This window comes from Corynebacterium glutamicum ATCC 13032 (assembly GCF_000011325.1).
Classification (GTDB): Bacteria; Actinomycetota; Actinomycetes; order Mycobacteriales; family Mycobacteriaceae; genus Corynebacterium; species Corynebacterium glutamicum.
This window is the reverse complement of record NC_003450.3, coordinates 630,850-644,020: the sequence shown is the minus strand read 5'-3', so window position 1 is coordinate 644,020 and position 13,171 is coordinate 630,850. Positions and strand designations below refer to the sequence as shown.

General features: G+C 47.6%; 12 protein-coding genes. 9 read left to right on the top strand and 3 right to left on the bottom strand.

Annotation, left to right across the window (positions count from 1 at the left end):
* The first annotated feature begins 19 nt into the window (after positions 1 to 19).
* Positions 20 to 1,468: a cryptochrome/photolyase family protein gene (locus CGL_RS03160; protein ID WP_011013780.1), complete on the top strand. Its 1,449-nt coding sequence runs from the start codon at positions 20 to 22 to the stop codon at positions 1,466 to 1,468.
* Here CGL_RS03160 and CGL_RS03155 read toward each other — a convergent pair.
* Positions 1,461 to 2,984 (bottom strand): SDR family oxidoreductase, encoded by a 1,524-nt coding sequence (locus tag CGL_RS03155; protein WP_020948522.1) that lies wholly within the window; start codon positions 2,982 to 2,984, stop codon positions 1,461 to 1,463. The two genes, CGL_RS03160 and CGL_RS03155, sit on opposite strands and share 8 nt — an antisense overlap.
* Before the next feature lie 157 nt (positions 2,985 to 3,141).
* Between CGL_RS03155 and CGL_RS03150 the strand changes: the two genes are divergently transcribed.
* Positions 3,142 to 3,792 (top strand): lipocalin family protein, encoded by a 651-nt coding sequence (locus CGL_RS03150; RefSeq protein ID WP_011013778.1) that lies wholly within the window; start codon positions 3,142 to 3,144, stop codon positions 3,790 to 3,792.
* Positions 3,793 to 3,809: 17 nt separating this feature from the next.
* Here the strand turns inward: CGL_RS03150 and CGL_RS03145 are convergent, their stop codons facing one another.
* Positions 3,810 to 4,397: a MarR family winged helix-turn-helix transcriptional regulator gene (locus CGL_RS03145; RefSeq protein WP_011013777.1), complete on the bottom strand. Its 588-nt coding sequence runs from the start codon at positions 4,395 to 4,397 to the stop codon at positions 3,810 to 3,812.
* A gap of 386 nt (positions 4,398 to 4,783) precedes the next feature.
* Here CGL_RS03145 and CGL_RS03140 point away from each other — a divergent pair, with 386 nt between their 5' ends.
* From CGL_RS03140 to CGL_RS03110, 7 genes are all read left to right on the top strand, one after another.
* Entirely contained in the window at positions 4,784 to 5,707 is a 924-nt protein-coding gene (locus CGL_RS03140) for a polyprenyl synthetase family protein (RefSeq protein ID WP_306556813.1), read from the top strand.
* 89 nt (positions 5,708 to 5,796) lie between these two features.
* Positions 5,797 to 7,935 carry an MMPL family transporter gene (locus tag CGL_RS03135; RefSeq protein WP_011013775.1) on the top strand — a complete coding sequence of 713 codons (2,139 nt, stop codon included), beginning with the start codon at positions 5,797 to 5,799 and terminating at the stop codon, positions 7,933 to 7,935.
* Positions 7,932 to 8,846, top strand: coding sequence for a phytoene/squalene synthase family protein (locus CGL_RS03130; protein ID WP_011013774.1), 915 nt, complete (start codon positions 7,932 to 7,934; stop codon positions 8,844 to 8,846). Before CGL_RS03135 ends, CGL_RS03130 begins: the two co-directional genes overlap by 4 nt.
* Positions 8,846 to 10,492 (top strand): phytoene desaturase, encoded by a 1,647-nt coding sequence (locus CGL_RS03125; protein ID WP_011013773.1) that lies wholly within the window; start codon positions 8,846 to 8,848, stop codon positions 10,490 to 10,492. Before CGL_RS03130 ends, CGL_RS03125 begins: the two co-directional genes overlap by 1 nt.
* 3 nt (positions 10,493 to 10,495) lie before the next feature.
* A complete protein-coding gene (locus tag CGL_RS03120) occupies positions 10,496 to 10,945 on the top strand; it encodes a lycopene cyclase domain-containing protein (RefSeq protein ID WP_011013772.1) in 450 nt (149 codons plus the stop codon).
* Complete coding sequence (locus CGL_RS03115; protein ID WP_011013771.1) at positions 10,942 to 11,334, top strand: lycopene cyclase domain-containing protein; 393 nt, start codon at positions 10,942 to 10,944, stop codon at positions 11,332 to 11,334. Before CGL_RS03120 ends, CGL_RS03115 begins: the two co-directional genes overlap by 4 nt.
* A 2-nt stretch (positions 11,335 to 11,336) precedes the next feature.
* A complete protein-coding gene (locus tag CGL_RS03110; protein ID WP_011013770.1) occupies positions 11,337 to 12,200 on the top strand; it encodes a prenyltransferase in 864 nt (287 codons plus the stop codon).
* Positions 12,201 to 12,208: 8 nt separating this feature from the next.
* Here CGL_RS03110 and CGL_RS03105 read toward each other — a convergent pair whose 3' ends face one another.
* Positions 12,209 to 13,072, bottom strand: a complete 864-nt coding sequence (locus tag CGL_RS03105; RefSeq protein ID WP_011013769.1) for a sucrase ferredoxin — start codon at positions 13,070 to 13,072, stop codon at positions 12,209 to 12,211.
* Positions 13,073 to 13,171 lie beyond the last annotated feature (99 nt).

Genomic DNA, 13,171 nt, shown 5'->3' with positions numbered 1-13,171 from the left:
TGGCTTTCTCCACGGTTGAATGAATGCAAACGCAAGGGTGTTTATTTTAAACTCATTAGCTATGAATGATCCACAACGCTCTCCCACCCTTCTATGGTTCCGCGATGACCTCCGACTAAGTGATAATGCTGCCTTAAAATGGGCTGCTGATCATGGCCCCGTTATTGGACTCTTCATTGATGAAACGATCAATCGCAGCATTGGGGCCGCAGCACGATGGTGGCGAGAACAAAGCCTTAATGCTTTAGCCCAAGATCTTTCTTTTTACGGAGTACCTTTACTACGACGTACCGGTAATCCGCTTGAAATACTGCCGAAAATAGTCTCTGAGATGGAAGTCAAAGCCGTCACATGGAATCGACGCTATCATCAACCGTTATGTGAAGTGGATGCCACTCTCAAAAAGAATCTCCGTGATAAAGGGATTGAAGTGCATAGCCACCCAGGTTTTTTACTCACTGAACCCTGGGAAGTCAGTACCGCTACCGGAACTCCCTACAAGGTATTTACCCCTTTTTCTAAAGCCGCATGGGAAGTAGCCAGAGTACATGCATATGAAACTGTTAAAAACAATGTGCCTGTCCCCTCTCACCTAACAGGACCAGAGGATGTAGAGCTGCCCATCCTAGAAATGGAGCAACCTTTTTGGTCAACAACGTTAGTTAAGGAGTGTGCTCCCGGTGAAAAAAATGCTTCGGAAAAACTCTTTGATTTTTTGGAACATCTACAGGACTACCCGCAAGCTCGAGACAGCTTAGCCCGATCCGCTACAAGTAAATTATCTGCTCATCTAAGGTTTGGTGAGATCAGCATCCACCGCGTGTGGGCAGAGACTGCAGCAATAGACTCTGAAGGAACTGAGTTATTTCTTAAAGAACTTCTCTGGAGAGATTTTGCGTGGCATCGACTTTATGCCCTGCCACACATGGACACGCAAAACGTTCGTATGCAATTTAATCGTTTCGGATGGTCCTGGGATCCGAGTGAAAAAGATAAACTTAACACTCCATCCACCCCTCTTATCCCCACCAAAGCTGACCAATTCCATGAGGATTTAGCAGCATGGCGTGCAGGAAAAACAGGAATTCCGCTGGTCGATGCAGGCATGCGAGAATTATGGGCCACCGGGTCAATGCACAATCGCGTCAGAATGGTAGTAGCTAGTTTTTTAACCAAGAATCTCCAGATCCATTGGCGTCATGGCGAAGAATGGTTTTGGGAAACTCTCGTAGATGCTGATCCAGCTTCTAATGCTTTCAACTGGCAATGGGCTGCGGGTAGCGGAGATGACGCTTCGCCTTATTTCCGTATTTTTAATCCGGTCACCCAAGCGAAAAAATTTGATCCAGATGAAACTTATATTCGTCGCTGGGTACCCGAATATGGAACACCATCATATCCGGATCCCATCGTCGATCTGAAAGAATCCCGTCAAATTGCTTTAGACGCCTACTCTGCGATTAAGTGAGTTTACGCGCAGCTTTTAAAATATTCGAACGCATATAAGGAAAAATAATCGCATGGAACGGTGAAACAACCCACCAATAGAGATAACCGGGCAAACCCTTCGGCTCAAATATTGCGCGCTGGGTATAAGTACATCCGCCATTTTCCTTGTCCGCAACTTCCAGGATCAGCCAAGCGCCACCATCTACTTTCATCTCTGCGGTGAGCACTAATCTATGTGGTGGATCGATCTCAGTAACCCGCCACCAATCAATGCGATCCCCAAGTTTCAAATGACGGGGATCCCGCCGTCCGCCCAAACCTGGACCGCCGATGAGTCTGTCAGCGATACCCCGCAATCGCCATAGCAGTGGTGCAGAATACCAGCCGTTCACGCCACCCAAACCTTCAATGATCGGCCAGACCTGCGCTGCTCGGAGATCAGTATCTTCTGTGCGGACGTCTTCATATACAGCTTTGCCCGCCCACTCTGGATCGGTAGGCTGGCCAGCCCACGGTTGTTGTACAGTCCAGCTTCGATCCCATGACGTTGGAACTCCACGATCAAATTCTGCAGCTAATGCCAGCTCCACTGCTTCCCGATACTCAATAAAACCATCGGGTGGATCTGAAATAATATCTTTAATGCTGTGCTCTTCAGTGACGGCATCCTCAGCCATTGATTGAGCTAAAGGGAAAGACAATTGAAATGGAACAGGTGTCACTAGACTAATCCAAAGACCGGATAGCTTGTCCATGGGCAAATTGAGAGGTACGGAATTTACATGACGTTTCAGTCCCCGAACATCGGCATAGATACGCAATAGATCCGCAAATTCATACGACTTTCCACACCCAATATCGCAGGAGCGGTTGACTGGATCCTTTAAATCAGCCGCCGAGATTAGGTAATGCAAAACATCCCGTATTGCTAAAGGCTCAATCTGATTAGTAATCCACTGAGGCGCTATCATTCTAGGCAAACGCTCCGTGAGATGACGGATTATTTCAAATGATGCAGAGCCGGAACCAATAATTGTGGCAGCCCTTAAAATTAAAGCTGGTGTCTGGCCTGCCAGCAAAATCTGGGCGACCTTTTCCCGTGAGCGCATGTGCTTAGATAGTTCTTCTATTTTTCGATTACGCGGGTGTAAGCCGGAAAGGTAGACAATCTGTTTTATCCCGGCTTGATCAGCAGCTTGAATTACATTTTCAGCAGTGCGTTGCTCTTGCTCTTCAAAATCAACATTCTTACCTCCCATGGAATGCACTAGATAGTAAACAACGTCTACATCCTTAAATAACGTATCTAACTCAGTCGCGTCAGTCAGATCCGCTTCCACTGCCTCGACGTCCTCGTACCAGTCAAAGCGCTGAAGACTTGTTTTTTTCCTCGAGGTGGCCCGAACTTGGAAACCGGCAGCAAGTAACTCAGTAATCAACCTGCCGCCAATGTAGCCTGTCGCACCGGTGACCAGCACTCGCCGGTGCGGGTTTTGAGCTTGATAATGCAAAGTGGGACGAAGTTGATTATCCATGAGCGCAAGTATAAGCAAATCCTGGGATTTTACTCTTGGGTCTTTAGTGAATCGAGTGCGATTTCTATGAAATTCTTCACCCATCCACAACTATCTACTATACTTTTAGAAGTAATAACTATTGAGTTAATATAAACATGAAGAAAGGATTTGCTTTATGCGCATTTCAAGCAAACTTGTCACCACAGCACTACTCGCAGCCATTTCACTTTTCGGGATATCCACGGCACAAGCCCAAGACATTTTTGACGGCGGACGACTTGCAGGTGGCTCCTCGCAGGTATCTAACCTAAGTTCGGTTCCTGAAAACCTAGCGCTGCCCGAAATTGAAAATAGCATTGACCTAGAACGCTACAAAGGCAAGTGGTATCAAGTCGCAGCAATTCCCCAACCATTCTCTTTACAGTGCTCACATGACGTTACCGCTGATTACGGCGTGATCGACTCGGACACAATCTCTGTAACAAATAAGTGTGGCACTTTCTTTGGGCCTTCAGTTATTGAAGGCAGCGCTAAAGTAGTTTCCAATGCTTCATTAAAGGTTAGCTTCCCAGGTATTCCATTTCAGAGTGAAGACAATCAAGCAAACTACCGCGTGACCTATATCGAAGATGATTATTCACTAGCAATCGTCGGCAGCCCAAGCCGGTCCTCAGGATTTATACTATCCCGCACGCCACAGCTCAGTAGTGACCAATGGTCTCACGTTCGGAACATTACAGAGGACAGTGGGTGGTGGCCATGCGCATTCATTACAGTCCCAGCGACAGGTGGCTTAAACACCGCCACTCCGCTCTGCACACTTTAATTAACGTAGATGGTCATCTACTCCGTGTTGAGCCATGGTGCATTATTAAGGGATAACTCCTGTGCCATATCCTGAAGGAATCGGATAACCACTTCACGCTCTTGTGGAGTTAATCGTTTAGCAGCATCAAAACGACGCGCCTGATGCTTACCAAGCGTCCGCATCGCCTCTCCACGAGTGGCATCAGTGACCATGAGGGCGAAAGCCCTGCGGTCGACGGGGTGCACATTACGAACAATATGCCCACCTTTTTCTAGCCTATTAAGCGTCTTTGTTACAGATGCCGGGGAAAGCTTAAGGTGAGCTCCAAGCATTCCTGGAGTCACCACTTCGCCCGCATTGCCCGCCACAATCAAATAGTGCAAAGCTCGCATATCAGGGGCACTTAGCTCCATATAACGTGCCGAGGCTTCACCAATACTACGTTCCACATCGCGAAGACTGGCCAACGATTTCATTAGCCGCCCAATTTGCGCAATGTCTTCTTCCGACATGCCAGAACGATCAACTAATTCACTTTTGGGATCACTAGTTTTAACGTCATAAATATTACGAAGTGTAGGTTCTGCCGGATGGATTTTATCTGGTTCCTGCATATTCAGCATAGTAATCACCTTTTTCTACAAAGTCAGATAAAGTTTATTTTTAAAAATATTAACTCATGGGATACTATAAATTTCTTGTAGGCACATTATTTTTATGGACCCAAATTCACACTTTCTGTACTTCATCAAAATAAAGCGCCATATACAACGATTGGGAATTTTTGCGAGATAACTGGCCGTGTGATACTCGAATGGACAATGGCATGACAATCACCACAGAACATTCAACTCATCCTGATCTTGATTTCAATGATGAGATTTATCGGGAACTAAACCGCATCTGCGCTTCGCTATCTCAACAGTGCAGCACATATCAACCAGAGTTCCGTACCTGCCTAGATGCTGCTTTCCAAGCTTTGCGAGGTGGCAAGTTAATCCGCCCTCGAATGCTACTGGGGCTATACAACACGCTTGTAGACGATGACATTGAGGTCAAACTCAACACCGTTTTACAGGTAGCAGTGGCTTTAGAACTACTGCATTTTTCCCTTTTGGTTCATGACGATGTTATTGACGGAGACCTCTATCGCCGAGGCAAACTTAATTTTATTGGGCAGATTCTCATGCATCGCACACCTGAAAGTTTTGCACAAATCCAGCGCGATCCAGAGCATCTAGATTGGGCACAATCTAATGGACTGCTTATGGGAAATCTTTTTCTTGCTGCCACCCATCAAATCTTCGCGCGCCTTGACCTTCCACATCACCAACGGGTTCGACTTTTAGATTTACTCAACCACACGATAAATGACACTATTGTGGGTGAGTTTCTTGATGTGGGATTAAGCAGCAAAGCCATCAGCCCCAATATGGACATTGCTCTAGAAATGAGTCGGCTAAAAACAGCCACATACACTTTTGAACTTCCAATGAGAGCAGCGGCAATTCTCGCGGAACTACCTCAGGAGATTGAAACAAAGATAGGTGAGATAGGCACAAACTTGGGCATCGCTTATCAATTGCAGGACGATTACTTATCTACTTTTGGTGACGCAGCCGAACACGGCAAAGATGCCTTTTCTGACCTTCGAGAAGGAAAAGAAACTACAATTATCGCCTTCGCTCGAGATACTGCTAAATGGACTGATATTCAAGACAACTTCGGCTCCGCAGATCTGAGCACCTCTCAGGCAGAGCGAATTCAACATCTTCTCATACAGTGTGGAGCAAAGAATCACTCCTTGAATGCCATCTCCGACCACTTAAATATCTGCCGTTCGATGATCAAAACACTAAGCCCCCAGGTAGATCCCAAGGCTCAAAATTTATTACTTAAACAAGTTGAGCAACTAGCCAGCCGCAAATCTTAGAACTAACCTTTACGCCTTTAACGGAAGTGAATTTGATGTCTACTAGCATCACAACAGAGAACAAGAAGAAATCTGGTCCTCCTCGCTTGATGAGAATCTTTCTGCCCGCCTTGCTAATTTTAGTTTGGCTTGTAGGAGCTGGAGTCGGCGGTCCTTATTTTGGCAAGGTTAGTGAGGTCTCCTCCAACAGCCAGACCACATATCTGCCAGAATCTGCCGATGCCACTCAAGTACAGGAACAGTTGGGAGATTTTACTGATTCTGAATCCATCCCAGCCATTGTCGTAATGGTCAGCGATGAACCCTTAACACAGCAAGACATCACACAACTCAATGAAGTTGTTGCTGGGCTTTCAGAATTAGACATAGTTTCCGATGAAGTCTCCCCTGCTATTCCATCCGAGGACGGCAGAGCTGTCCAAGTGTTTGTCCCCCTCAATCCATCAGCGGAGCTGACGGAAAGCGTCGAGAAGCTCTCTGAGACCTTGACCCAGCAAACGCCGGACTATGTGAGCACCTATGTGACCGGACCGGCTGGGTTTACCGCTGATCTCAGCGCAGCTTTCGCGGGTATTGATGGGCTACTCCTAGCAGTCGCCTTGGCTGCCGTCCTTGTCATTCTTGTCATCGTCTATCGCTCCTTCATTCTGCCCATCGCCGTGCTTGCCACCAGTTTGTTTGCGCTGACTGTAGCTCTATTGGTGGTGTGGTGGCTAGCTAAGTGGGACATCCTGCTGCTTTCGGGTCAGACTCAAGGCATCCTCTTCATTCTGGTCATTGGCGCCGCCACCGACTACTCATTGCTATACGTTGCTCGTTTCCGTGAAGAGTTACGCGTTCAACAAGATAAAGGGATAGCCACAGGGAAAGCCATCCGGGCATCGGTGGAACCCATTCTTGCCTCGGGCAGCACTGTTATTGCGGGCCTCCTTTGTTTGCTATTTAGTGATTTGAAATCTAACTCCACGCTAGGTCCAGTAGCTTCGGTGGGCATTATTTTTGCAATGCTTTCTGCTCTTACTCTGCTACCAGCCCTGCTGTTTGTATTCGGTCGGGTGGCCTTTTGGCCCAAGCGACCAAAATACGAACCTGAAAAAGCCCGTGCGAAAAACGACATCCCCGCCAGCGGGATCTGGTCAAAAGTGGCTGATTTAGTGGAGCAGCATCCTCGTGCAATCTGGGTATCTACACTTATTGTGCTTCTCTTGGGTGCGGCTTTCGTTCCCACACTAAAAGCGGACGGTGTGTCCCAATCCGACCTAGTTCTGGGTTCCTCTGAAGCACGTGATGGCCAGCAGGCTTTAGGCGAACACTTCCCCGGTGGATCCGGCAGTCCTGCTTATATTATCGTTGATGAAACACAGGCAGCACAGGCTGCTGACGTAGTCCTTAACAACGACAATTTCGAGACTGTAACTGTAACTAGTGCTGACTCCCCCTCTGGCTCAGCCCCAATCACCGCTGACGGTATTGTGCCGTTAGGTTCTGGTACAGCTCCAGGCCCGGTAGTTGTAGAAGGGCAAGTCCTTTTACAAGCAACACTTGTCGAAGCACCAGATTCCGAAGAAGCTCAAAAAGCTATTCGCAGTATCCGCCAAACTTTTGCAGATGAAAATATATCAGCGGTAGTAGGCGGTGTCACTGCAACTTCCGTAGACACTAACGATGCCTCCATCCATGACCGCAACCTGATCATCCCAATTGTATTGCTGGTCATTTTGGTTATTCTCATGCTGTTGCTGCGGTCTATTGTCGCACCACTCCTGCTAGTAGTCACCACCGTGGTGTCTTTTGCTACTGCTTTAGGCGTGGCTGCTTTACTTTTCAATCACGTTTTCAGTTTCCCAGGAGCAGACCCCGCAGTACCTCTCTACGGATTTGTATTTTTAGTAGCCTTGGGCATCGACTACAACATTTTCTTAGTCACCCGAATCCGTGAAGAAACCAAAACCCACGGCACAAGACTTGGAATTCTTCGAGGCCTGACAGTAACCGGCGGAGTAATTACCTCAGCTGGAGTAGTTCTCGCCGCAACGTTCGCAGCACTCTATGTCATCCCAATTCTATTCCTGGCACAAATTGCCTTCATTGTCGCTTTTGGAGTTCTTATTGATACCCTGCTCGTTCGCGCCTTCTTGGTGCCTGCTTTGTTCTACGACATCGGACCGAAAATCTGGTGGCCGTCAAAATTGTCCAATCAGAAATACCAGAAGCAGCCTCAGCTATGACACACCAAAATTCGCCTCTCTTCCTTAAAAGTGCACTGAGACTTTACAATCGGGCCTCATTCAAGGCTTCACATAAAGTGATCGAAGAATATTCGACGAGCTTCAGTCTGTCTACGTGGTTGCTATCCCCACGCATACGAAATGACATACGAAATCTCTATGCAGTAGTTCGTATCGCCGATGAGATTGTCGACGGCACTGCACATGCCGCTGGTTGCTCAACTGCCAAAATCGAAGAGATTCTCGATGCCTATGAAATTGCGGTTCTTGCAGCACCACAACAACGCTTCAACACAGATCTTGTTTTACAAGCTTATGGTGAAACTGCCCGACGCTGTGATTTCGAACAAGAGCATGTAATAGCCTTCTTTGCATCAATGCGTAAGGACCTCAAAGCTAATACACACGACCCAGATAGCTTCACAACGTATGTCTATGGCTCCGCGGAAGTTATAGGCCTGCTTTGTCTCAGCGTTTTCAACCAAGGTAGAACGATTAGCAAAAAACGGCTAGAGATTATGCAAAACGGAGCCCGCTCATTGGGAGCGGCATTCCAGAAAATTAACTTTCTCCGTGACTTGGCAGAAGATCAGCAAAATTTGGGCCGATTTTATTTCCCCAAAACCAGCCAAGGAACTCTTACTAAAGAACAAAAAGAAGATCTCATCGCTGATATCCGTCAAGACCTAGCAATTGCCCACGATGCATTTCCAGAAATACCAGTGCAGGCTCGCATCGGAGTGATCTCTGCTTATTTGCTCTTTCAAAAACTCACTGACCGAATTGAGGCTACTCCTACCGCCGATTTATTGCGGGAGCGAATCAGAGTTCCACTTCATATCAAACTCTCTACACTCGCTAGAGCCACGATGAAAGGTCTATCTATGAGCATCTACAGAAAGAATTCGTGATGAAGGTCTCGACTAAAACTCCACGCTCCTCAGGTACCGCCGTAGTCATAGGCGCAGGTGTTGCTGGTTTAGCCACTTCTGCACTTTTAGCACGTGATGGCTGGCAAGTAACTGTTTTGGAAAAAAATACTGATGTCGGTGGCCGAGCTGGATCGCTTGAAATATCAGGCTTTCCTGGCTTTCGATGGGATACCGGACCTTCTTGGTACCTCATGCCCGAGGCCTTTGACCATTTCTTCGCACTTTTTGGTGCATGTACTTCTGATTATCTCGATTTGGTAGAATTAACGCCTGGTTATCGAGTTTTTTCTGGCACACATGACGCTGTCGATGTCCCCACTGGGCGTGAAGAAGCAATTGCGCTATTCGAATCCATCGAACCCGGCGCGGGTGCAAAACTAGGAAATTATCTTGATAGCGCGGCAGACGCCTATGACATTGCCATTGATAGATTCCTTTATAATAATTTCTCCACGTTAGGCCCGCTGCTTCACCGGGATGTACTGACCCGAGCTGGCCGACTGTTTTCTCTACTGACCCGTTCTTTACAAAAGTACGTAAATAGTCAATTCAGTAGCCCGGTGTTGCGCCAGATCCTAACCTATCCAGCAGTCTTCCTGTCTTCCCGACCCACTACTACCCCATCGATGTACCACTTGATGAGTCATACCGATTTGGTGCAGGGAGTGAAATACCCTATAGGTGGTTTTACTGCAGTGGTTAACGCTCTGCATCAGTTAGCGCTGGAAAACGGGGTTGAGTTTCAACTCGATTCTGAGGTCATTTCCATCAACACTGCTTCATCGAGGGGCAACACAAGCGCCACAGGTGTGAGCTTGCTTCACAACAGAAAAGTGCAAAATCTAGATGCGGATCTTGTGGTTTCAGCAGGCGACCTACACCATACAGAAAATAATCTGCTTCCCCGGGAACTTCGAACCTATCCCGAACGATATTGGTCCAATCGCAATCCTGGAATTGGAGCGGTATTAATCCTCCTGGGCGTAAAAGGAGAGTTACCCCAGCTCGACCATCACAACCTTTTCTTCAGTGAAGATTGGACAGATGATTTTGCTGTAGTTTTCGACGGGCCTCAACTTACCCGCCCCCACAATGCATCAAATTCCATTTATGTCTCCAAGCCTTCAACGTCCGAAGACGGCGTTGCACCTGCTGGATACGAAAACCTTTTTGTTTTAATTCCGACCAAGGCCTCTAGCAGCATCGGCCACGGTGATGCGTATATGCAGTCGGCTTCAGCATCCGTGGAAACAATCGCGTCACATGCAATCAATCAAATTGCTACGCAAGCCGGCATCCCTGACCTCACTGACCGAATTGTGGTCAAACGCACCATTGGCCCTGCGGATTTTGAGCACCGCTACCATTCATGGGTAGGCAGTGCGCTGGGTCCAGCACATACCCTCAGACAGTCCGCTTTCTTAAGAGGGCGCAATAGCTCCCGCAAGGTCAATAACCTCTTCTATTCCGGTGCCACCACCGTCCCGGGTGTAGGAATACCCATGTGTTTAATTTCTGCCGAGAATATTATTAAGCGTTTACATGCCGATACCAGTGCAGGACCACTGCCCGAACCATTGCCGCCTAAAACGACACCATCTCAAAAGACCTCATACGATCATTAAATTTTGATCCCTATCATCGATATTTCACAAAATGAGCAAGATAGCGATATTTTTATGGCCTTTATTTATCTAGGTACTCTCCTAGTTCTCATTGGGTGCATGGCTTTGTGCGACCACCGTTGGAAGCTAGCGTTCTTCCGCCATCCGTTACGAGCAATTCTTTCGGTAGGTGCTGCATATATTGGATTTCTTTTATGGGATATATTTGGCATTATTACTGGCACTTTTTATCGCGGAGACTCAGCGTTTATGTCCGGTATTAACCTTGCACCCCATATGCCCATTGAAGAACTTTTTTTCTTATTCTTCCTCTGCTACATCACCCTCAACCTTACCTCGGCAGCAGCATTATGGCTTAAAGCACCACTGCCTAAAAAACCCGGTAAAAAGTCTCCCCTCACACCACAGCGCGATACTTTCCAACCAACTACCACTCCCGAGGTTGAACCATGACTTATATTTTTATAAGCATTCCTTTTTTAGCAATAGCCATGGTCCTATTTGTCTTAAAGCTGCAGTCTGGAACACCTAAACTTTTACCAATCACCGCTGTCAGTGCCCTTACCCTATGTTCCCTAACTATCATATTTGATAACCTCATGGTTTGGGCTGATCTCTTTGGATATGGCGATACCCAGCACCTTGGCATTTGGCTCGGTTTAATCCCCCTAGAGGATCTTTTCTATCCGCTCTTCGCAGTACTTCTGATTCCTGCCCTATGGTTGCCTGGAAATATGTTTAAACGCAGGAAAAAACGTCCACACCATTCCTTACCCACCATCGCCAATGGAAGCATCACTACTAGATCCACCACCACGCAATCTGAGCCAGAAAAGCCGTAGTCATGATGGAAAAAATAAGACTAATTCTATTGTCATCTCGCCCCATTAGCTGGATCAATACCGCCTACCCCTTTGGTCTGGCCTACCTATTAAATGCAGGAGAGATTGACTGGCTGTTTTGGCTAGGCATCGTATTTTTTCTTATCCCGTATAACATCGCCATGTATGGTATCAACGATGTTTTTGATTACGAATCTGATATGCGTAATCCCCGCAAAGGCGGCGTCGAGGGGGCCGTGCTACCGAAAAGTTCCCACAGCACACTGTTATGGGCCTCGGCTATCTCAACAATTCCTTTCCTAGTTATTCTTTTCATATTTGGCACCTGGATGTCGTCTTTATGGCTGACACTCTCAGTGCTAGCAGTGATTGCTTATTCAGCACCGAAATTGCGTTTTAAAGAACGCCCCTTTATCGATGCTCTAACATCTTCTACTCACTTCACTTCACCTGCATTAATCGGTGCAACGATCACTGGAACATCTCCTTCAGCAGCGATGTGGATAGCACTGGGATCCTTTTTCTTGTGGGGCATGGCCAGTCAGATCCTTGGAGCAGTACAGGATGTTAATGCAGACCGGGAAGCTAATCTGAGCTCAATTGCCACTGTAATTGGGGCGCGTGGAGCCATTCGGCTTTCAGTAGTACTTTATTTACTAGCTGCTGTGTTAGTCACTACTTTGCCTAATCCGGCGTGGATCATCGGGATTGCGATTCTAACTTACGTATTTAATGCCGCACGATTTTGGAACATTACAGATGCCAGTTGTGAACAGGCTAATCGCAGTTGGAAAGTTTTCCTGTGGCTGAACTACTTTGTTGGTGCTGTGATAACGATACTGCTAATAGCAATTCATCAGATATAACTCTGCTTTTATCCGATCAGTTCTGTAACTTGCCTAGCCACCCACGCTTTTCCAGTTTTCGGCTGATCACCACACGAGGACACCACGCCGTCGACCTCGATGCGTTCAAGCTCCACAACCCACGTGCGCCCATCGGGATGAGTAACCAAAACAGAATCATCTTCGAATTCAACCTGCAAACTCGCAGGAGCAACCGCCTCGCCGAAAGCTTCCGCCACGGCAATTTCTGCAACCTGGCCACGAGCATCTAAGGTTCCTCGGCCACGGTTGCCCGGCAGGAAGAGTTTGTTGTCCAACGCGCCTTGGAAAAGCTGCACGGTTTCGGCCTCATCAAGTAGGCCATAAGAGTAATTCCACGGCATGAGCAGCATCGATGGCGCAAAACGGTGGCCCTTGGTGTGCGAAGCCTCCCACACATGCAGCGGCCCAAATTGTGGCTCCACGGCAGCTGCCAGCGGACGCCCCTTGATCGCGCAGCACACATCGCGCTTCGAATGCGTACAAATCAGCAGCATCGGATCATCCATGCGCTGCGCATTGTTTTTGCCCGGCCCGCTTAAATCAAGATCCAAAACATCAGCCGGCGCGTCCACCACCAGGTGCTCAATAATTGAGGCCTCAGCAAAAACGAGAAAAAGATTATGCTTTTCGACGTTTCGACCCTCCCTTCCCGGCTTCCTAATTAATTGCAGACCCATTCCGGAAGCTTTCAGGTGCCTCTTCAATTGATCAGTCAACTCAGGATCAAATGTTCCGCCGTCTAAAACATCACGGCTCCACGAGCCAGCATGTTCAAGGAGAACAAACCCAGAACCTGTTTTTGCCGTTCCCGGCAGGGGTTCAACATTGACGTCAGAACAGCGAAGAGTCATGTCCTCTACCCTAGTATCGCCGCCTCCATCTGATGTCTGGGGTGTCTGTAATTTTCACGTCTCCTGGCGTTTTTAAGACGAATTACAACAATTCGTTCA

Excerpts from the sequence above, each read along its gene's own strand:
- CGL_RS03150 (WP_011013778.1), top strand. The coding sequence starts at position 3,142 with ATGCGCATTTCAAGCAAACTTGTCACCACAGCACTACTCGCAGCCATT.
- CGL_RS03135 (WP_011013775.1), top strand. The coding sequence starts at position 5,797 with ATGAGAATCTTTCTGCCCGCCTTGCTAATTTTAGTTTGGCTTGTAGGA.
- CGL_RS03140 (WP_306556813.1), top strand. The coding sequence starts at position 4,784 with ATGCTACTGGGGCTATACAACACGCTTGTAGACGATGACATTGAGGTC.
- CGL_RS03155 (WP_020948522.1), bottom strand. The coding sequence starts at position 2,984 with ATGGATAATCAACTTCGTCCCACTTTGCATTATCAAGCTCAAAACCCG.
- CGL_RS03160 (WP_011013780.1), top strand. The coding sequence starts at position 20 with ATGAATGCAAACGCAAGGGTGTTTATTTTAAACTCATTAGCTATGAAT.
- CGL_RS03130 (WP_011013774.1), top strand. The coding sequence starts at position 7,932 with ATGACACACCAAAATTCGCCTCTCTTCCTTAAAAGTGCACTGAGACTT.
- CGL_RS03125 (WP_011013773.1), top strand. The coding sequence starts at position 8,846 with ATGAAGGTCTCGACTAAAACTCCACGCTCCTCAGGTACCGCCGTAGTC.
- CGL_RS03105 (WP_011013769.1), bottom strand. The coding sequence starts at position 13,072 with ATGACTCTTCGCTGTTCTGACGTCAATGTTGAACCCCTGCCGGGAACG.
- CGL_RS03145 (WP_011013777.1), bottom strand. The coding sequence starts at position 4,397 with ATGCTGAATATGCAGGAACCAGATAAAATCCATCCGGCAGAACCTACA.
- CGL_RS03110 (WP_011013770.1), top strand. The coding sequence starts at position 11,337 with ATGATGGAAAAAATAAGACTAATTCTATTGTCATCTCGCCCCATTAGC.
- CGL_RS03115 (WP_011013771.1), top strand. The coding sequence starts at position 10,942 with ATGACTTATATTTTTATAAGCATTCCTTTTTTAGCAATAGCCATGGTC.